General features: G+C 64.7%; 16 protein-coding genes. 10 read left to right on the forward strand and 6 right to left on the reverse strand.

What is annotated here, in order from left to right; genetic code table 11:
* Positions 1–199 precede the first annotated feature (199 nt).
* Positions 200–991 carry a crotonase/enoyl-CoA hydratase family protein gene (locus tag BM315_RS01830; protein WP_090497211.1) on the forward strand — a complete coding sequence of 264 codons (792 nt, stop codon included), beginning with the start codon at positions 200–202 and terminating at the stop codon, positions 989–991.
* A gap of 6 nt (positions 992–997) precedes the next feature.
* Here BM315_RS01830 and BM315_RS01835 read toward each other — a convergent pair whose 3' ends face one another.
* On the reverse strand, positions 998–1,771 hold the full coding sequence (locus BM315_RS01835; protein WP_425287760.1) for a spermidine synthase: 774 nt from the start codon (positions 1,769–1,771) through the stop codon (positions 998–1,000).
* 246 nt (positions 1,772–2,017) lie between these two features.
* On the opposite strand from BM315_RS01835, the gene BM315_RS01840 reads away from it, so the two are divergent.
* Positions 2,018–3,364, forward strand: a complete 1,347-nt coding sequence (locus BM315_RS01840; RefSeq protein WP_090497213.1) for a class II 3-deoxy-7-phosphoheptulonate synthase — start codon at positions 2,018–2,020, stop codon at positions 3,362–3,364.
* A gap of 111 nt (positions 3,365–3,475) precedes the next feature.
* On the opposite strand, the gene BM315_RS01845 is transcribed toward BM315_RS01840, so the two are convergent.
* Positions 3,476–4,393 carry a response regulator gene (locus BM315_RS01845; protein WP_090497216.1) on the reverse strand — a complete coding sequence of 306 codons (918 nt, stop codon included), beginning with the start codon at positions 4,391–4,393 and terminating at the stop codon, positions 3,476–3,478.
* A 1-nt stretch (position 4,394) separates the two neighbouring features.
* Entirely contained in the window at positions 4,395–5,699 is a 1,305-nt protein-coding gene (locus tag BM315_RS01850; RefSeq protein ID WP_090497218.1) for an ATP-binding protein, read from the reverse strand.
* Positions 5,700–6,238: 539 nt separating this feature from the next.
* Between BM315_RS01850 and BM315_RS01860 the strand changes: the two genes are divergently transcribed.
* The 4 genes from BM315_RS01860 (at position 6,239) to BM315_RS01875 (ending at position 10,846) form a co-directional block, all read left to right on the forward strand.
* Positions 6,239–8,401, forward strand: coding sequence for a methyl-accepting chemotaxis protein (locus BM315_RS01860; RefSeq protein ID WP_090497222.1), 2,163 nt, complete (start codon positions 6,239–6,241; stop codon positions 8,399–8,401).
* 93 nt (positions 8,402–8,494) lie between these two features.
* On the forward strand, positions 8,495–8,671 hold the full coding sequence (locus BM315_RS01865) for a DUF2897 family protein (protein WP_090497224.1): 177 nt from the start codon (positions 8,495–8,497) through the stop codon (positions 8,669–8,671).
* Between the two features lie 16 nt (positions 8,672–8,687).
* A complete protein-coding gene (locus BM315_RS01870; protein WP_090497226.1) occupies positions 8,688–10,037 on the forward strand; it encodes a hypothetical protein in 1,350 nt (449 codons plus the stop codon).
* 50 nt (positions 10,038–10,087) lie between these two features.
* A complete protein-coding gene (locus BM315_RS01875) occupies positions 10,088–10,846 on the forward strand; it encodes a CPBP family intramembrane glutamic endopeptidase (protein WP_090497228.1) in 759 nt (252 codons plus the stop codon).
* Here the strand turns inward: BM315_RS01875 and BM315_RS01880 are convergent.
* The 3 genes from BM315_RS01880 to BM315_RS01890 all read right to left on the reverse strand — a co-directional run bounded on the left by BM315_RS01880 (position 10,797) and on the right by BM315_RS01890 (position 13,203).
* Positions 10,797–11,618: a substrate-binding periplasmic protein gene (locus BM315_RS01880; protein WP_090497230.1), complete on the reverse strand. Its 822-nt coding sequence runs from the start codon at positions 11,616–11,618 to the stop codon at positions 10,797–10,799. The genes BM315_RS01875 and BM315_RS01880 overlap by 50 nt on opposite strands.
* A 74-nt stretch (positions 11,619–11,692) precedes the next feature.
* A complete protein-coding gene (locus BM315_RS01885) occupies positions 11,693–12,406 on the reverse strand; it encodes a substrate-binding periplasmic protein (RefSeq protein ID WP_090497486.1) in 714 nt (237 codons plus the stop codon).
* A gap of 173 nt (positions 12,407–12,579) precedes the next feature.
* Entirely contained in the window at positions 12,580–13,203 is a 624-nt protein-coding gene (locus tag BM315_RS01890) for a TetR/AcrR family transcriptional regulator (RefSeq protein WP_090497232.1), read from the reverse strand.
* 234 nt (positions 13,204–13,437) lie between these two features.
* Here BM315_RS01890 and BM315_RS01895 point away from each other — a divergent pair, with 234 nt between their 5' ends.
* From BM315_RS01895 to atuD, 4 genes are all read left to right on the forward strand, one after another.
* A complete protein-coding gene (locus tag BM315_RS01895) occupies positions 13,438–15,225 on the forward strand; it encodes an acyclic terpene utilization AtuA family protein (RefSeq protein ID WP_090497234.1) in 1,788 nt (595 codons plus the stop codon).
* A gap of 37 nt (positions 15,226–15,262) precedes the next feature.
* On the forward strand, positions 15,263–16,144 hold the full coding sequence (locus tag BM315_RS01900; protein ID WP_090497236.1) for an SDR family oxidoreductase: 882 nt from the start codon (positions 15,263–15,265) through the stop codon (positions 16,142–16,144).
* Positions 16,145–16,148: 4 nt separating this feature from the next.
* Positions 16,149–17,765 (forward strand): geranyl-CoA carboxylase subunit beta, encoded by a 1,617-nt coding sequence (gene atuC, locus BM315_RS01905; RefSeq protein ID WP_090497237.1) that lies wholly within the window; start codon positions 16,149–16,151, stop codon positions 17,763–17,765.
* A gap of 83 nt (positions 17,766–17,848) precedes the next feature.
* Positions 17,849–19,009, forward strand: coding sequence for a citronellyl-CoA dehydrogenase (gene atuD / locus BM315_RS01910; protein ID WP_090497239.1), 1,161 nt, complete (start codon positions 17,849–17,851; stop codon positions 19,007–19,009).
* The last annotated feature ends 49 nt before the right edge of the window (positions 19,010–19,058 follow it).

Genomic DNA, 19,058 nt, shown 5'->3' on the forward strand with positions numbered 1-19,058 from the left:
ATTAAAACAACTGCACCGCCAAACGGTCGCCCGCCGCAGGTCATTCGCCGCTCGGGACGCAGGATCCTATACCGGCCAACGAGATCCCGGCGCCGCATTAATAGGCGTTTGGCCGCCGCCAATACGCCCCGTCATGTGCGCTTTGCAACTGCCCTGCTATACCCTGTTGCACGACATTCTCCGTGCAAGGATTTCTGCCATGACTCAAAGCACCAGCGGTCGCGTCAGCCGCGAACAACGCGGCCGGATCATGCTGATCGGCCTGGATCGACCGGCCAAGCGCAATGCCGTCGACCTGGACATGCTCAATGACCTGTGCCTGGCCTATGGCGAATTCGAGCGCGACGGCGAGGCGCGCGTGGCCCTGGTATTCGCCCATGGCGAGCACTTCACCGCCGGGCTGGACCTGGCCAGTGTGTCCGCCAGCTTTGCCGCCGGCTGGCAGGTCCCCGCCGGTGGCTGCGACCCCCTGGGGGTGTTCGGCGGCCCACGGGTGAGCAAGCCGGTGATAGTGGCGGCCCAGGGTTATTGCTTCACCCTTGGCATCGAACTGATGCTCGCCTCGGACATCAACCTGTGCGCCAGCAACACCCGCTTCGCCCAGATGGAAGTGCAGCGCGGTATCTTTCCGTTCGGCGGCGCCACCCTGCGCATGCACCAGAGCGCCGGCTGGGGCAATGCCATGCGCTGGCTGCTCACCGGCGATGAGTTCGACGCCCATGAAGCCTACCGTCTGGGCCTGGTGCAGGAAGTACTGGCCAGCGAAGAGCTGCTGCCCCGTGCGCTCAAACTGGCCGAACGGATCGCCGCCCAGGCACCGCTCGGCGTGCGGGCCACCCTGGCCTCGGCGCGCCAGGCCGTGGGCGAAGGCGAAGCCGCGGCGACGGCCAATCTGCACCCGACCCTGGCCCGCCTGCTGGCCAGCGAAGACGCCCGGGAAGGCGTGCGCGCCATGCTCGAACGCCGCCCCGGCGACTTCAAGGGCCGCTGAGTACAGTCAACTGGCCGGGCGCAGCGCCTCGATCAGCGGCTGTAGGGAGTAGCCCAGCTGCGGCGCCAGGGCTGCCGCCCTGGCCTGCAGATCGCCCAGCTCGAGCTGCTGCTCGAGATCGGCCGGCACCAGCAGAATGACATTGCCCTCTTTCACCGGACACTCCCAGTAATGCCGATGGTAGAGCCCGCGCAGCAGCGGCGCACCGAGCGGCTTGCCGTCGTTGCCGGCCCACTGGTTGATGATCAGCCAGCCACCCGGGTTGAGCTGCTTCTGGCAGTTCTCCAGGAAACGCCAGGCCAGGTGGCCGACGCCGGGACCATGGTCGGTGTAGAGGTCGACGAAGATCAGGTCGGCGCTTTCCGCGGTTTCCAGCAGCTCGAGGGCATCGCCGATGCGGATGGTCAGGCGCGGGTCGTCCTCCAGACCGAGGTACTGCATGGCCAGGCGCGGCACCTCGGGGCGCAGCTCGATGGTTTCGACATCGTCCAACGCCAGGAACCTGAGGCAGGCCTGGGTCAGGTTGCCGGCACCCAGGCCGAGAAACAGCGCGCTCTCCGGCGCGACATGACACAGAGCACCGAGCAGCATGGCGCGGGTGTAGTCGTACTCCAGCCAGCTCGGGTCGGCGGTGAACACGCAGCTCTGCTCGATCGAGTCGCCGAATTCGAGAAAGCGGTACTCGCCGATCTCGATCACCCGGATCACGCCGAACGCGTCCTGCACTTCGGCGAGCAGGACCTCTTCTTTCATATCTTCCACCGGGGGTAAACCTGGCATGCATCGCTCTCCAGCCTGACAGCCCCGACCAGTCGCACCAGGGTAAAGATAACAATTGTCAGTGAAGCAGCCACACCGGGTCACGCGATAATTCATCGCGGCGCAGTTGGCCAGTGCCTGAGGCAGGTCCTGGCCCTCTTCGCTGTCGTCATGCAGCGCCTCTATCACGGCTATCGGCTTGAAGGCGCAGGCTGATCGGTTACCATGCCTGTCTGCCTAATAAACCGCCTGAAGCCGAGAATCATCATGTCGCAAGCCTGGAGTCCCGAAAGCTGGAGAAGCAAGCCGATCCAGCAGCAACCGCACTACCCCGACGCCGCCCACCTGGCCAAGGTCGAGCAGATCCTGGCCGGTTACCCGCCGCTGGTATTTGCCGGCGAAACCCGCGAGCTGCGCCGCCAGTTCAGCGAGGTGACCCAGGGCCGTGCCTTCCTGCTGCAGGGCGGCGACTGCGCCGAGAGCTTTGCCGAATTCAGCGCGGCGAAGATCCGCGACACCTTCAAGGTGCTGCTGCAGATGGCCATCGTCATGACCTTCGCCGCCGGCTGTCCGGTGGTGAAAGTCGGGCGCATGGCCGGCCAGTTCGCCAAACCGCGCTCGGCCAATGACGAGACCATCGGCGGGGTCACCCTGCCGGCCTATCGCGGCGATATCGTCAACGGCATAGGTTTCGACGCCACGAGCCGGGTACCGGACCCGGAGCGCCTGCTGCAGGCCTACCACCAGTCCACCGCTTCGCTGAACCTGCTGCGCGCCTTCGCCCAGGGCGGCTTCGCCGACCTGCACCAGGTGCACCAGTGGAACCTCGACTTCATCGCCAACTCGGCCCTGGCCGAGAAGTACAGCCACCTGGCCGACCGCATCGACGAGACCCTGGCGTTCATGCGCGCCTGCGGCATGGACGCTTCGCCGCAACTGCGCGAAACCAGCTTTTTCACCGCCCATGAAGCGCTGCTGCTCAACTACGAAGAAGCCTTCGTCCGTCGCGACAGCCTCACCGGCGGCGACTACGCCTGCTCGGCGCACATGCTCTGGATCGGCGACCGCACCCGCCAGCTGGATGGCGCCCATGTCGAATTCCTGCGCGGCGTCGGCAACCCGATCGGGGTCAAGGTCGGCCCGAGCATGGACCCGGACGAACTGATCCGCCTGATCGACATCCTCAACCCGGACAACGACCCGGGCCGGCTCAACCTGATCGTGCGCATGGGCGCGGACAAGGTCGAAGCCCATATGCCGCGCCTGGTGCGCAAGGTGCAGGGTGAAGGCAGGCAGGTGCTGTGGAGTTCCGACCCCATGCACGGCAACACCATCAAGGCCAGCAGCGGCTACAAGACCCGCGACTTCGCGCAGATCCTCGCCGAAGTGAAGCAGTTCTTCGCCGTGCACCAGGCCGAGGGCAGCTACGCCGGCGGCATCCATATCGAGATGACCGGGCAGAACGTCACCGAATGCATCGGCGGCGCCCGACCGATCACCGAGGACGGCCTGTCGGACCGCTACCACACCCACTGCGACCCGCGGATGAACGCCGACCAGTCGCTGGAACTGGCCTTCCTGATCGCCGAGACGCTGAAGCAGGTAAGACGTTAACCTGCTGTCTCAACCATTTCTGCGGCTCGTAGGGTGCGCTGCGCGCACCAGGCACCCGGTTGCCATTGGTGCGCACGGCCTGGGCGGCCCCGCGCACCCTATGCCAACCTTCTACGCCGTCAAACGCTCGCGCAAACGTCCGAGCATGCCCATCAAGCTCCCCACCTTCTCGCGTTCGCGCTCCTCGCGCGGCACCTGCGCCAGGCGCGTGACCACCTGTGCCGGCTGGGCACGCCACAGCAAGGCCTGCTCGGCGGCGGCCTGCAGGCCTTTTTCGAACAGGCCACGGCGGATCGGCTTGGGCAGGTAGCGGAAAATCTGCGCCTCGTTGATCAGCTTGAGCAGCGCCTGGGTGTCGCAGAACGGCGTCACCACCAGGGTCAGCAAGCGCGGATGCGCCTGGGCCAGGGTTTTCAGCAAGGGCGCGACCTCCTCACCGGCCAGTTTCAGGTCGCTGACCAGCAGATCCACCGACTGCCCATTGAGCACGCCCAGCGCCTCAGCCTGGTTGCTCACGCGCGCCAGGCGATGGCCGCCGGCCATGCAGAAATCGCCGACCACGGCCAGGGTTTGCGGGTCCTCGTCGAGCAGCAGCACAGTGAGCGGTGCGGCCAGCAGGCTGGCGCTCGGTAACACCACCGCCTGCGCCTGGCGCGCGGCGATCTCCGCAGCCTGGCGCAGGGTGAAGGCCATTTCCTGCGGGTCCCAGGGTTTGGTCAGGTAGCGGAAGATACCGCCACTGTTCAGCGCCGCCACCGCCGCATCCAGATCGGAATAGCCGGTGAGCAGGATGCGCAGGGTGTCCGGGGCGATCTCGCGGGCCTGGGCCAGCAGTTCGGCGCCGCTCATCTGCGGCATGCGCTGGTCACTGACCAGGATATGCACCGTCTCACTTTGCAGGCGCTGCAGGGCGCGGCGCGGATCGCTCTCGGTGAGCACCTCGTATTGGCGGCGGAACTGCAGGGCCAGGCTGCGCAGGATGCGCTCTTCATCGTCGACGAACAGGATGCGGATCGGTGCTGCTGTCATGTCAGGCGCTCCGTTGCAGTGCGGCGGCCTGGGGGCGCGGCAGGCGGATCAGGAAGCGCGTACCGCGTCCCGGTTCGGAAGCCACGCGGATCAGGCCGCCATGATCCTGGATGATCTTGAAGCTGATCGACAGGCCCAGGCCGGTACCCTGGCCGACCGGTTTGGTGGTGAAGAAGGGGTCGAAAATCCGCGCCAGCACCGCCGCCTGCATGCCGCGGCCGCTGTCCTGTACCGAGATGAACACCGCCGCGTCTTCGGCCCAGGTCTTCACCCGGATCTGGCCAAAGCCCTCGATGGCCTGGGCGGCGTTGGTCAGCAGGTTGAGCAGTACCTGATTGATCTGCGACGGCGCGCAGGGAATGCGCGGCAATTCGCCGAGCTGCAGAATGGCCTCGGCCTTGTCCTTGATGCTGTTGCGGGCGATCACCAGGGCGCTGCGAATGCAGTCGTTCAGATCCACCTCCTCGCTCATGGCGCGATCCAGGCGGGCGAAGTCCTTGAGCCCGACCACCAGTTCGGCGATCTGCTGCAGGCCATAGAGGGTGTCGTCGAACAGTTGCGTGAGATCCTCGACCAGCAGCTCCGGCGCGGCCTGCTCGCGGGCCTTGGCCGCGTTGTCCAGGGCCATGGCCAGGCGCGCTTCGGCGCAGTCCGGGTCGGCCAGGCAATCGGCCAGGGCGGCCTGGGCCTCGGCCAGTTCGAACAGCGGCGCGCTCAGCTCACGCAACAGCTGTACGTTGTTCTTCACGTAGCCCAGGGGGGTGTTCAGCTCGTGGGCGACGCCGGCAACCATCTGCCCGAGCGAGGCCATCTTTTCCGACTGCACCAGTTGCACCTGGGACTCCTTGAGGTCGACCAGGGCCCTGCGCAGCACCGCATTGCGCTGGGCGATGCGCGCCTCCATGGCCTTGAGCAGATCGAGCACGGTGCCCAGGCCGCGGTACTGGCCCTGCGCATCGATCAGGATGAAGTCTTCGGTGATCGGGTATTGCAACTGTCCGGTGATCTGCTTGGCCGCCTGTTCCAGACTGGTGTCCAGACTGACGATCAAGGGCGCCGGGTTCATCACCTCGTGCACCGGATGGCGGCCACGCAGATCGCGGCCGAAGCGCTGCATGAAGATGTCCTGCAAGGCGCTGCGACTGACCAGCCCCAGTGGATAGCCGGCCGCATCGACGATCGGCAGGGAGAGGAAGGCCTTGTGTTCTGGGGTCAACAAGCGATCCGCGACATCTGCGATGCTCATCTCCGGCGCCAGCGGCAGGACCGGTTTGAGCAGGCGCGCCAGAGCGCTGGTGGTGGTCATTGGCAGAGGCTCGCGGCAGATGGAAAGCCGCCATTCAATCAGCGTCAGGTTGCCGTCTTGTGACATTTGCCACGCGACCCAGCAATAACAGGCCGTTGAAAAACGTAGGCGAGGCAGGCAAGACAAGGCAAAAACGGCCGAGGAAGCGGAGTTTACTGGCTGTAAATGAGCATTCCGAGGCCGTTTTTAACGCAGTATTGCCAACGCAGGTAGTTTTTCAACGGCCTGATAACCCCAACAGCCTCATCAGCGGCTCGTCCCAGCACCGGCCGGGGGCACCGAAACAGCGCTAGCAGGCGCCTCTGCGGGCTGGCAGCCCTTGTTCCAAAGCACTACCCAGTCAGACATAAAGCGGCATATAGCGCCCCGACTCATATGGTTATCCTTGGAGACAATTTTTGACCTGGAGGCGTCCGGAAATCCGCTGCTCTGTGGGTTGGCGCGCCCCGGATCAGACAGTCACCTGGTCATGCCAGCACCGCCACCCACCGGGGAAGTACTGAACATCAATCTCCAAAGACACCCGAGGTAGCTGCACCATGGCTTTTCGTTCGCTGCAAACACGCATTTGCTCTACGGCCGGCCTGTGCCTGCTGCTGTCCTCCGCCTCGCTGGTGCTCTATGGTCTCTACTCCTCCTACGCGACTGCCACTTTCGTCAAGCAAGAAATTTCGACACTGATCGAGGACGCGACAGTGCGCGAGGTGCAGAACCTCGCGCAGTCCAGGGCGACAGTCATCCAGGCCAAGCTGCAGAGCGCCCTCGATGCCGCACGCACCATGGCCAACACCTTTGCCGCGGCCATACCCTACGACAGCCCGCTGGAACTGGGGCGCGAGCAAATCAATGCGATCCTGCTCGGCGTACTGCGCGACAACCCCGACTTCAACGGCACCTACTCCTGCTGGGAACCCGACGCGCTCGATGGCGAAGATGCGATCCATCGCACCGGCCTGGAGGGCAATAACGGCACCACCGGACGCTTTACCCCCTACTGGACCCGCGGCAGCAACGGCAATATCGCGGTTCAGCCACTGGTCGAATACGACAGCCAGGAACGTCACCCCAACGGTGTGCCCAAGGGCGGCTGGTACACCGGCCCGCGCGATACGCTCAGGGAAAGCGTGCTCGACCCCATCCCCTATAAAGTGCAAGGCCAGTCGGTATGGCTGGCGACGCTGTCGGTACCCATCGTGGTCGACGGCACCTTCCATGGCGTTGTCGGCGCCGATTACGACCTGACGTTCATCCAGAAACTCAGCGAACAGATGGCGAGCGAGCTGTACGAGGGCCAGGGCTCGGTTTCCATCCTGAGCAACCTGGGCCTGGTGGTTGCAGACAGCCAGCGCACCGAGCTGATCGGTCAAAGCCTGAAGAACCTGCTACCGGATACCTGGGAACAGACCCTCGACGACATTCAGCGAGGCCAGGGCGAGGCCCACCTGAACGAGGCCACCCAGAACCTCGAAGTGCTGATGCCGATCCCGCTCGGTCGCACGGGCAAACCCTGGGCCATCCTGATCCGCGTGCCCAAGGCCGTGGTCATGAGTCAAGCCATCGCCCTCGACAGCGAGCTCAAGTCGCGCAGCCAGATGAACGGCATCTGGCAGATCCTGGTCGGTGCCAGCATCTTCCTCCTGGCATTGGCCGTGCTCTGGTATGTAGCCGGCAAGCTGGCCGCGCCGATCCGTAACGCGGCCGCCCTGGCACAGAACATTCGCCTTGGCGATTTCTCCCAACATCTCAAACACCAGTCCAGCGATGAAGTGGGCGAACTGGCGCAGGCCTTGAACGATATGTCCGACAGTCTGCAACGCCAGGTTCGCGTGGCCGAGCGGATCTCCACCGGCGACCTCGACCTGGAGGTGACCCTGTCTTCGGAGCGCGACCAGCTCGGCAAGGCGCTGCAGCAGATGGTCAACAACCTCAATGAGCTGATCACTGAAGTGCAGAGCGGTGCGACCCACATCACCGCCAGCTCGCTGCAGGTCTCCGAGCTCAGCCATTCGCTGTCCCAGGGCGCGGCCAACTCGGCGTCTTCGATCACCGAAATCAGCGCGGTGATGACCCAGATGGCCGCGCAGACCAACGAGAACGCCGACAACGCCCACAAGGCCGATGCGCAATCCCGGGCCTCGCGCGAAGACGCCGGGCAAAGCAACCAATTGATGGACGAGCTGATCACCGCCATGAGCGAGATCGACAACGCGAGCCAGGACATCACCGGCATCATCGCCACCATTGACAACATCGCCGCACAAACCAACCTGCTCGCGCTCAACGCCGCGATCGAGGCGGCACGTGCCGGGGAGCTGGGACGTGGTTTCGCCGTGGTCGCCGACGAGGTGCGCAGCCTTGCGGCGCGCAGTGCCGAAGCGGCACAGAAAACCTCGTCCCTGATCGCCGACTCATCGATCAAGACCCAGCGCGGCATGGTCATCGCCAGCCGCACCGCGCAATCGCTCAAGGGCATCGTCAGCGCCACCGAGGAAGTCTCCAACCTGGTTTCTCTGATCTCCCAGGCTTCCGGCGAACAGGCCGCGGGGCTGGGACAGGCGAGTACCGGCCTGGAGCAGATCGATGATGTCACCCAGCAGAACAACATCAGCTCCCAGGAATGCGCGCAGGCCGCCGGGCAACTGTCCGAACGCGCAGCCGCCATGCAACAGGCACTGAGCCGCTTCAAAGTCAGGCAGCGTTGAGGATCAGCGGGCCTTCGCCATGCTCTGCCACCTGACAACCCCGGCCAGGCGCGCTAAGGTGAGGACTCCACTGCGCCCCTCAAGGAGCTGCCCATGCCCTGGTATGCCTGGCTACTGATTCTCCTCGTTCTGGGCTCCATCGTCGGCGGCTTGCTGGTGCTGTTGCGCACCGCCAAACCCCTGCCCCTGGACGAAGAACAACTGCAGAGGATCCGTGAACGTAAAATCGAGATGGAAGCCCAAGACGCCAAGGACTCTCGCCAGCGTTAGCCTGCTGGCCGGGCTGTTGACGGGCTGTGCGTATTGGCAGTCGGCACCGACTGACGACTGTGCGGCGCTGTTCGGCCAATTGCCGGCGGTCATCCGGGCCCATCGGGATGCGCAGTACCATCGCCTGCCCGGCTTTATCGGCCTGCGCAGCGATAGAGTCCTCGCTGCCCTTGGCCCCAGCGCCTACAGCCCGCAGCAACGCCGCCAGTGGCTGCGCTACCTGGCCGAGCGCGACGCCGAAGCCAGCCGGATCGAAATCGCCCAACTGCCCACCCGCCAGCGCCGTGACTGGAACAGCCCGACCCGGCAAGCGGCGCTTGGCGCCTGCCGCACCCGCCAGGTCGAACGCCTGAGCAGCGATCCCGAGGCGTTTGCCCACGCAGTCGAGGCCGCGCAGGTGCCCGACGACTATCGCGATTGGGCACGCATCCTGGGCCTCTACCCGCTGTTCAAGCCGATCCTGCGCCAGGGCATCGCCGCCTGGCAGCAGGCCGCCGCCGCGGCCACTGCACCCGCGGACGGCGCACACTGGTTGAGCTACCGGCCGATTGCGCAGCAAGCGCAGCCGCTGCCGCTGAGCCTGGCTGAAGATGGCCTGGGCCTGCCGCAAGCGGATCCAGAGCAACTCGATGCGCTGTTCGCCCGCCACGCTCCCTGGCTGAAGATTGCCCAAGCCGGCCGCAGCGACCGCATCGGCAGCCCGTACTACCGGCCTGACGGCGGCCGGGATTTCAATTCGCTGCACACGCGCCTCTACCAGCACAGCAGCTGGAGCCAATTGAACGGCCGCTGGCACCTGCAGCTGATCTACCAGCTCTGGTTCAGCCAGCGGCCCAAGCCCCATGCCCTGGATCTGTATGGCGGCGAGCTGGACGGTTTGCTCTGGCGCGTCACCCTCGACCGCCAGGGCAAGGCCCTGCTCTACGACAGCATCCACCCCTGTGGCTGCTGGCACAGTTTTTACCTGCCGGCCGACTCGCCGCTGCAAGTGCGCCAGAACGTCGATGAAGAAGCGCGCCTGAGCCAGCGCCTGGCGTTCGCTGGCGATACACCGCCGACCCTGTGGTTGAGCACCGGCGAGCATCGCCTGCACTGGGTCGATGCCCGCCGCTCGGCCTATCCGGCGCTGAGCTATCAACGCGTGGCGCTCGACCAGCTACGCGGGCTGCCCCACCCGCAAGGCCGACGCAGCCTGTACGCCAGCGATGGCCTGGTGCCCGGCAGCGAGCGCCTGGAACGCTGGCTGCTGTGGCCATCCGGCGTCGTGTCCCCAGGCGCCATGCGCCAGTGGGGTCGGCATGCCACGGCCTTTATCGGCCGCGCCCACTTCGACGACCCGCACTTGCTCGGGCGCTATTTCCAGTAACCCCGCACGGCGCTTCACCGCTAAACTGCCGCCCCTTACGAGGAGCTGTCGTGCCGTTACATCTGCGTCTTTTACTGCCTATTCTCGGCCTGGGGCTGGGCGTTGGCCTGGGCTTCATCCAGGCTGTCGGGCTGGCTGCCGGCCTGCTCTACATTGCCCTCATCCTTGGTGCCGACCAGGCACTGCCCGCACGCCTGTGGTGGAGCCTCGGCCTGCTCGCCAGTCTTGCCCTCGCCGCCCACCTGGTACCGGGGTTCGCGCCCTGGCCGTTGTCGCCGCCACGGCAGATCAGCAGCGATGCGGCGGCGTACGCCGTGCGCCTGTCATGGGACAAGCTGCTGGTCGGCTTGACCTTGCTGGCCTGGTGGCTGGGCCAGTCCCGCCCGCGCGCCGCTCGAGCGCAACGGGCCTGGGCGGTGGCGTTGCTGACCTTGGCCGGCATACCCCTGCTGGCCTTGGCTCTGGGTCTGGTCGGCTGGCAGCCGAAATGGCCGGAGGAATTGTGGCTGTGGCTGGCGGTCAACCTGGGCGTGGCGGCCCTGGCCGAAGAGCTGCTGTTTCGTGGCCTGCTGCAGACGCGCCTGATCGGCTGGTTGGGGATCTGGCCGGGGGTGCTGCTGACCGCCCTGCTGTTCGGCGCCGTGCATGCGCCCTTCAGTCCACTATTTGCCGTGGTCGCAGGTATAGCCGGCCTGGGTTACGGCCTGATTTTTCATTACAGTGGCCGCCTGAGCCTGGCCGTCGCCCTGCACGGCGCGGTCAATCTGATGCACCTGCTGTTACTGAGCTATCCGCTGCGCCTGACCTGACCTCGATCCGATACGGCGCGAAGATCGCAGCCAGTTGGCCATTGCGGCGCAACTGCTCGAACAGCCGGCCAAGTTGCGCCGCACTGATCGGCGCCGCGGGACGCAGCAGCACCTGATGCCGGTAGCGCTGGTCAACCCGCTCTGAAATCAGCAACTGCCCGGCGTATTGCCGGTGACGCTCGAGAAAATCGCTGACATAGGAACGCGTGGCCAGGGCGATATCTGCCCGCCCATGCAGCACCATGAGCAGGTTGCTGTCGTGGGAGTAGGACAGGGTCGCATCGAAGTTCCTGGCGAGGAATTGCGGCTCGGCATTGAAGTCGGCGAAACCATAATGGTAGCCATTGAACAGCGCCAGACGCTTGCCCCTGAGCCGCTTGAAATAACCCTGTCCGCGCCCCGGCTCGGCCCGCGCGACGAACACTTCGGCATCTTCCAGCCCCATGTCGACCACGCTGTGTGCGATCTCTTGCCAACCCCAGGCCGGATTTTCGAACATCGACATGTCAATCCGCCCCTGCTCGAGATCGCGAAAACGCCGGGGAATCGAAGTAGGCCGCACGATAAAACGGAAATCGCTCTGCGCCCGGTTAAGCGCATCGAGCAGGTTTGGCAGCAGGCCGGCATGTTGCGACTGCTCCGCCTTGACCACATAAGGCGGGAAAAACGCGCCCCCGACATGCACCACTTGCTGGGCGGCGAGCGGCCCCGCAGCCAGCATCGCCACGAACAGAGCACAACCCCTGATCCCCCTGCCCAACAACTGTGACATAGGCTCCCCCGACATCCATCATTTGCGCCTGGAAAACAGCCTAGCCCAGGGAAAGCTGACCGAACAGAGCGATTTCAGTCACTCGGCACCACCAGGTGATAACGCTGGAGCAAGGCATCCAACCGCCCATCACGGTTCAGCGCCAGCAGCAATGCGGCGAAGACCTCTGGCGTCAGCGGGGATTGCCTACGGAACAGCGCATGATGCTGGTAATACTGATCGACCCGCTGCGAAACCAGCAAAGCCTTGCTGCGCTCGGGATGACGCCTCTGGTAGCCCTGCAGATAGGAGCGGGTGATCACGGCGATATCCGCCCGATGGCGCATCAGCATCAGCAGGTTGCTGTCATGCGAATAGGTCAGCACCGCGGCAAATTTTTCCCGGAGAAATTGCTGATCTGCATTGAAACCGGCGAAGCCGTAGTGATAACCACTGTATAGCGCCAGGCGCTTGCCCTCGAGTTGGTCGAAATAGTCCTGGTCGCGTCCCGGCTCGACGAGCGCGACATAGACTTCGGCATCTTCGATATGCAGTTCCAGCGCGGTATGCGCCGTATTCTGCCAACCCCACCCTGGCGACTCGAACAGGATCAGATCGAAACGGCCACTCTCCAGGTCACGGTAACGGCGGGTCACCGAGGTCGGCACCAGAGTGAAGCGATAGTCGCTCTGCAAGGCATTCAGGGCCGCCAGCAACTCCGGCAGCACGCCCCCGGGCGCGGCGCTTTCCGGTTTAACCGCATAGGGAGGGAAATGATAGGCGCCGACCCGCACCTGCTCAGCCGCCATCGCCGGCAGAGCAATCGACAGACCCAGCGTAATCAGCAGTCCCCTGAATAGCGCGCGCAAATCACCCACCTCGAAAGCGACACCTGACCGCAAGGCGGCTCCTTGTGTTGGCTGGGCGGGCAATCCCTAACCGCGGCAGTACTGCCAAAAGGCCATGAATGGGTATTGAACGCTCAAATATCCTTGAGCACCAGCGAAAGCGCCTCTTCGGCCAGTTGATCCAGGTTCATCGGCCCTTCGGGGCGGAACCAGGTGTTGGTCCAGCTCAAGGCCCCGGTGAGGAAACGTCGCAGGATGAATGGATCGGCCTTGAAATACCCCGCCGCCCTGGCCTCGCTCAGCACGTCCAGCCACAGCTGCTCATAAGTGTCGCGCAAGCCGAGGATAAATTGCTGGCTGGGCTGCGACAGTGAACGCCATTCGTAGACCAGTACCGCCATGGCCTCGCCGGTGCCGCCCATGATCGATTGCAGCTCGCAGCGGATCAGTGCCAGCACCCGTTCGCGCAAGCTGCTCGCCTCGGCCAGGGAAGCCTGCATCAAGGCGGTGTTGTAACGGATGGTCTCCTCCATCACCGAGCGCAGGATCTCGTCCTTGCTCTTGAAGTGGTGAAAGATACTGCCCGACTGAATGCCCACCGCGCTGGCCAGGTCGCGCACCGTGGTGCGCTCGTAGCCCTTGCTGCGAAACAGGTGCGCCGCGGTTTGCAGCAGTTTGCCGCGGGCGCTATCCGGGTCGGTCACCTGTCCACTGGCCACCAGTTCGCGCATTACCGCCTGGGCTTGTTGATCATCCACGTTCAATCTCCAACTCTCTTTTTGCTCGAACTCGACGCGCAAGCCAGCGATTACCCACCGACGCCCGGCAATTTTGCCCAAGTGTTTGTGGTTATTGTGAAATTTATGCCGCACAGGCCAACCAAGCAAGCGCTCGGGCATGCCCCCCGCAGGAAATATTCTCCCGACGACTTTAAAACCAAGCGCTTGCTTGGTAGTCTTTAGCCACTCAATCCAGCGCAACGGACTTTCTAAATGAGCAAAACCGTACGCATCGGCTGCGCTTGCGCCTTCTGGGGCGATACCGGCACCGCCGCCGCTCAACTGGTGCGCGGCACCAAGCTGGATTACCTGGTGTTCGACTACCTGGCCGAAATAACCATGTCGATCATGGCCGGGGCGCGGCTGAAGCAACCCGACGCCGGCTATGCCAGCGACTTCGTGGAAACCCTCGCTCCGCTGCTAGCGGACATCGCGCAGAAGAACATCCGCGTGATCAGCAACGCCGGCGGGGTCAACCCCAGTGCCTGCGCCGCGGCTTTGGCGGCGGCCTGCGAACAGGCCGGTGTGCAATTGAAGATCGCCGTACTGCACGGCGACAACCTGCAACCCCAGCTCGGCGAATTGGCCAAGGCCGGCGCGGTGGAGATGTTCAGCGGCGCCGCCCTGCCGCCATTCTGCGTCTCGGTGAACGCCTACCTGGGCGCGCCGGGAATAGTCGAAGCCCTGAAGCTCGGCGCGGATATCGTGATCACCGGGCGGGTGGTCGACAGCGCAGTGGTCAGCGCCGCCCTGGTGCACGAGTTCGCCTGGGCCTGGAGCGATTACGACCGCTTGGCCCAGGCCGCCCTGGCCGGGCATATCATCGAATGCGGCGCGCAGTGCACCGGCGGCAACTTCACCGACTGGGACAGCGTGCCGGACTACGAACATATCGGCTTCCCGGTGGTGGAAGTCGCCGCCGACGGCGCCTTCGTGGTGAGCAAGCCGGAGGGCTCCGGCGGCTTGGTCACGCCCTTTACCGTCGGCGAGCAGATGCTCTACGAGATCGGCGATCCACGGGCCTATCTTCTGCCCGATGTGGTCTGCGACTTCACCCGGGTCGAGCTGCGCCAGGTCGGCGCCAACCGCGTCTCCTTGACCGGTGCCCGCGGCCTGCCGCCCACCGCGCAGTACAAGGTCAGCGCCACCTACCCCGATGGTTTTCGTTGCACCGCCAGTTGCCTGATGGCCGGTATCGACGCGCACAAGAAGGCACAGCGGGCCAGCCAGGCGATCATCGGCAAGACCGAGGAGCTGTTCGCCGAGCGTGGCTGGGGGCCCTATACAGAAGTGAACATCGAGCTACTCGGCGCCGAGGCGACCTACGGTCCCCATGGCCTGCGCGCCGATACCCGCGAAGTGGTGATCAAGATCGCCGTGCGTCATGCGAAGAAAGAAGCCTTGGTGTTGTTCTCCCGCGAGATCGCCCAGGCCGCCACCGGCATGGCGCCGGGCCTGACCGGCATCATCGGCGGTCGGCCGACGGTGTACCCGGTGATTCGCCTGTTCTCGTTCCTCGCCGATAAAAGTCATTGCAGACTGGAAGTGGAACTGCACGGCCAGCGCAGCCCGGTAAGCCTGCCGACACTCGATGCCTTCGAGCCGAGCCAGGTCACGGCCGACCTGCCCGTGCCGGGCGTCGAGGGGCAAGCCGACGCAGTGGTGCCGCTGATCGAACTGGCCGTGGCCCGTTCCGGCGACAAGGGCAACCACAGCAATATCGGCGTCATGGCCAGAAAGCCCGAATATTTGGCCTGGATCGCCGCTGCGCTGAGCGAAGAGGCGGTGGCCGAATGGATGCGGCACTGCCTCGACCCGCAGACCGGCAAGGTCAGTCGCTGGTACCTGCCGGGCAGCCACAGTTTGAATTTTTTGCTGGAAAACGCCTTGGGCGGTGGCGGCGTCGCCAGCCTGCGTATCGACCCGCAGGGCAAGGCCTTCGCTCAACAGTTGCTGGAATTCCCGGTGCCAATACCCAAGGCACTGGCAGCGACGTTGTAGGGTGCGCCGCGCGCACCAAAACCAGTCAGGACAAACAATGACATACGACTCGATCTTCCAACCCGACCTGTTTACCGGCCAGATCATTATGGTCACCGGCGGCGGCAGCGGCATCGGTCGCTGCACCGCCCATGAGCTGGCCGCCCTGGGCGCCCATGTGGTGCTGGTCGGGCGCAAGCGGGAGAAACTCCAGGCCACCTGCGAGGAGATCCGCGAGGACGGCGGCAGCGCCAGCCTGCAGGTCTGCGATATCCGCGACGAGGAGTCGGTCAAGGCCATGGTCAAGGCGGTAGTCGAGGAGCATGGACAGATCCACCATCTGGTCAACAATGCCGGCGGTCAGTACCCCTCACCGCTCGCCTCGATCAACCAGAAAGGCTTCGAGACCGTGGTGCGCACCAATCTGGTCGGCGGCTTTCTGGTCGCCCGCGAAGTGTTCAACCAGAGCATGAGCAAGACCGGTGGCAGCATCGTCAATATGCTCGCCGACATGTGGGGCGGCATGCCCGGCATGGGCCACTCCGGGGCGGCGCGCGCCGGCATGGAGAACCTCACCAAGACCGCCGCCGTCGAGTGGGGCCATGCCGGGGTGCGAGTCAACGCCGTGGCGCCGGGCTGGATCGCCTCCAGCGGCATGGACACCTATGAAGGCGCGTTCAAGGCGGTAATCCCGACCCTGCGCGAGCATGTGCCGCTCAAACGCATCGGCAGCGAGTCGGAAGTCTCGGCCGCCATCGTCTTCCTGCTGTCGCCGGGCGCCGCCTTCATCAGCGGCACCACGGTGCGCATCGACGGCGCCGCCAGCCAGGGCAGCCGCGCCTTCCCGCTGGCCAAGGGCAAACCGGGGCAGAGCCGGGCCTATAACGGCTTCCATCGGGCCTACCTGCCCGATGTGCTGAAAGAAGACCAGGGGGAATAACGCCATGCCGGTGATTCAGTCGGAGATCGACGTGCACGGCGAAGACTTCGCCAGCAACCGCGCCGCCATGCTTGCCGCGGTGGCGAGCTTTCGCCAGATCGAGCAGAACTGCCTGAACAAGGCGCAGGCGGCCAAGGCGCGGTTCGAGAAGCGCGGCCAGTTGCTGCCGCGCGAACGCCTGAACCTGCTGCTCGACCCCGGTGCGCCCTTTCTCGAACTCTGTTCCCTGGCCGGCTACAAGCTGCACGACGACAAGGACGGCAGCCAGGCCGGCGGCGGCATCATCTCCGGCATCGGCTATATCGCCGGGGTGCGTTGCCTGGTCAGCGCCAGCAACAGCGCGATCAAGGGCGGCACCATCTCCCCGACCGGTTTGAAAAAGACCCTGCGCCTGCAGCAGATCGCCGTCGAGAACAAACTACCGCTGGTGGCCCTGACCGAGAGCGGCGGCGCCAACCTCAACTACGCCGCCGATATCTTCGTCGAAGGCGCGCGCGGCTTCGCCAACCAGGCGCGCATGTCGGCCATGGGCCTGCCGCAGATCACCGTGGTGCACGGCTCTTCCACTGCCGGCGGCGCTTATCAGCCGGGGCTGTCGGACTATGTGGTGGTGGTGCGCGGCAAGGCCAAGCTGTTCCTCGCTGGGCCGCCGCTGCTGAAAGCCGCCACCGGCGAGATCGCCACCGATGAGCAATTGGGCGGCGCCGAAATGCACGCCCAGGTCGCCGGCACCGCCGAATACCTGGCAGAAAACGACGCCGATGGCCTGCGCATCGCCCGCGAAATTCTCGCCATGTTGCCGTGGAATGCCCAGTTGCCGGCACGGCCGCAGAAGAGCTGGCGCGAACCGCTGTACCCGGTCGAAGAACTGCTCGGCCTGGTCCCGGCCGATGCCAAGAAACCCTACGACGTGCGCGAGATCATCGCCCGCATCGCCGACGGCTCGCTGTTCCTCGACTTCAAGCACGAGTTCGACAACCAGACGGTCTGCGGCCACTTGCAGATCGAAGGCCAGCCCTGCGGCTTTATCGGCAACAACGGCCCGATCACCCCGCAGGGCGCGGCCAAGGCGGCGCAATTTATCCAGCTGTGCGAGCAGAGCAACACGCCGATCCTGTTCCTGCACAACACCACCGGCTTTATGGTCGGCACCGAATCGGAACAGCTCGGCGTGATCAAGCACGGCTCGAAGATGATCCAGGCGGTGGCCAACGCCACGGTGCCGAAGCTGACCATAGTGGTCGGCGGTTCCTACGGCGCCGGCAATTACGCCATGTGCGGCCGCGGCCTCGACCCGCGCTTCATCTTCGCCTGGCCCAACAGCAAGACCGCGGTCATGGGCGGCGCCCAGGCCGGCAAGGTGCTGCGCATCGTCACCGAGGAAAAACACCTGAAGGAAGGCAAGGAAGCAGACCCTGCGATGCTCGATCTGCTGGAAAGCGTCACCGCGCAGAAACTCGACAGCCAGTCCACCGCACTCTACGGCACCGCCAGCCTGTGGGACGACGGCCTGATTGACCCGCGCGACACGCGCAAGCTGCTCGGCTACCTGCTGGATATCTGCGCCGAAGCCGCTGTGCGACCGCTTAAATCAAGCACCTTTGGCGTGGCTCGTTTCTAACCCGTAGGGTGTGCGGGGCCGCCTAGGCTGTGCGCACCATCCAAGATCTCGGTGCGCACAGCGCACCCTACCGGAGAACAACAATGATCTTCACCCAGGAACACGAAGAGCTGCGCCGCACCGTGCGCAATTTTGTCGACCGGGAAATCAACCCGCATGTCGAGCAGTGGGAAAAGGACGGCCGCTTCCCCATCCACGAGATTTTCAAGAAGGCCGGCGAGCTGGGTCTGCTGGGCATCTCCAAGCCGGAAAAGTTCGGCGGCATGGGCCTGGACTACAGCTATTCGATAGTCGCCGCCGAAGAGTTCGGCACCATCCATTGCGGCGGCATCCCCATGTCGATCGGCGTGCAGACCGACATGTGCACCCCGGCCCTGGCGCGCTTCGGCTCCGATGAGCTGCGCGAGGAGTTCCTCCGCCCGGCGATCAGCGGCGAGAGGGTCGGCTGTATCGGCGTCTCCGAAGTCGGCGCCGGCTCCGATGTGGCCGGGTTGAAGACCAGCGCGCGCAAGGACGGCGACGACTATCTGATCAACGGCAGCAAGATGTGGATCACCAACTCGCCGAGCGCCGACTTCATGTGCCTGCTGGCCAATACCTCGGACGACAAGCCCCACGTCAACAAATCGCTGATCATGCTGCCGATGAACACGCCCGGCATCAGCATCAGCCCGCACCTGGACAAGCTCGGCATGCGCAGCTCGGAAACCGCCCAGGTGTTCTTCGACGATGTGCGCGTGCCGCAGCGCTACCGCATCGGCCACGAAGGCGCCGGTTTCATGATGCAGATGCTGCAGTTCCAGGAAGAACGCCTATTCGGCGCAGCCAATATGATCAAGGGCCTGGAGCACTGCATCGAGGCCACCATCGCCTACTGCAAGGAGCGCAAGACCTTCGGCAACGCGCTGATCGACAACCAGGTCATCCACTTCCGCATGGCCGAGCTGCAGACCGAAGTCGAATGCCTGCGCGCCCTGGTCTACCAGGCCACCGAGCAGTACGTGCTTGGTCGCGATGTGACCAACCTGGCCTCCATGGCCAAGCTCAAGGCCGGCCGCCTCGGTCGCGAAGTCACCGACAGCTGCCTGCAGTACTGGGGCGGCATGGGCTACATGTGGGACAACCCAGTGGCCCGCGCCTACCGTGATGTGCGCCTGGTGTCGATCGGCGGCGGCGCCGACGAAATCATGCTCGGCATCATCTGCAAGCTGATGGGCATTCTGCCGGGCAAGCATAAGGGCTAGAGCCAAGCGTCCGTAGGATGGGTTGAGCGTAGCGATACCCATCAACCCG

This window comes from Pseudomonas borbori (assembly GCF_900115555.1).
GTDB classification, from domain to species: domain Bacteria; phylum Pseudomonadota; class Gammaproteobacteria; order Pseudomonadales; family Pseudomonadaceae; genus Aquipseudomonas; species Aquipseudomonas borbori.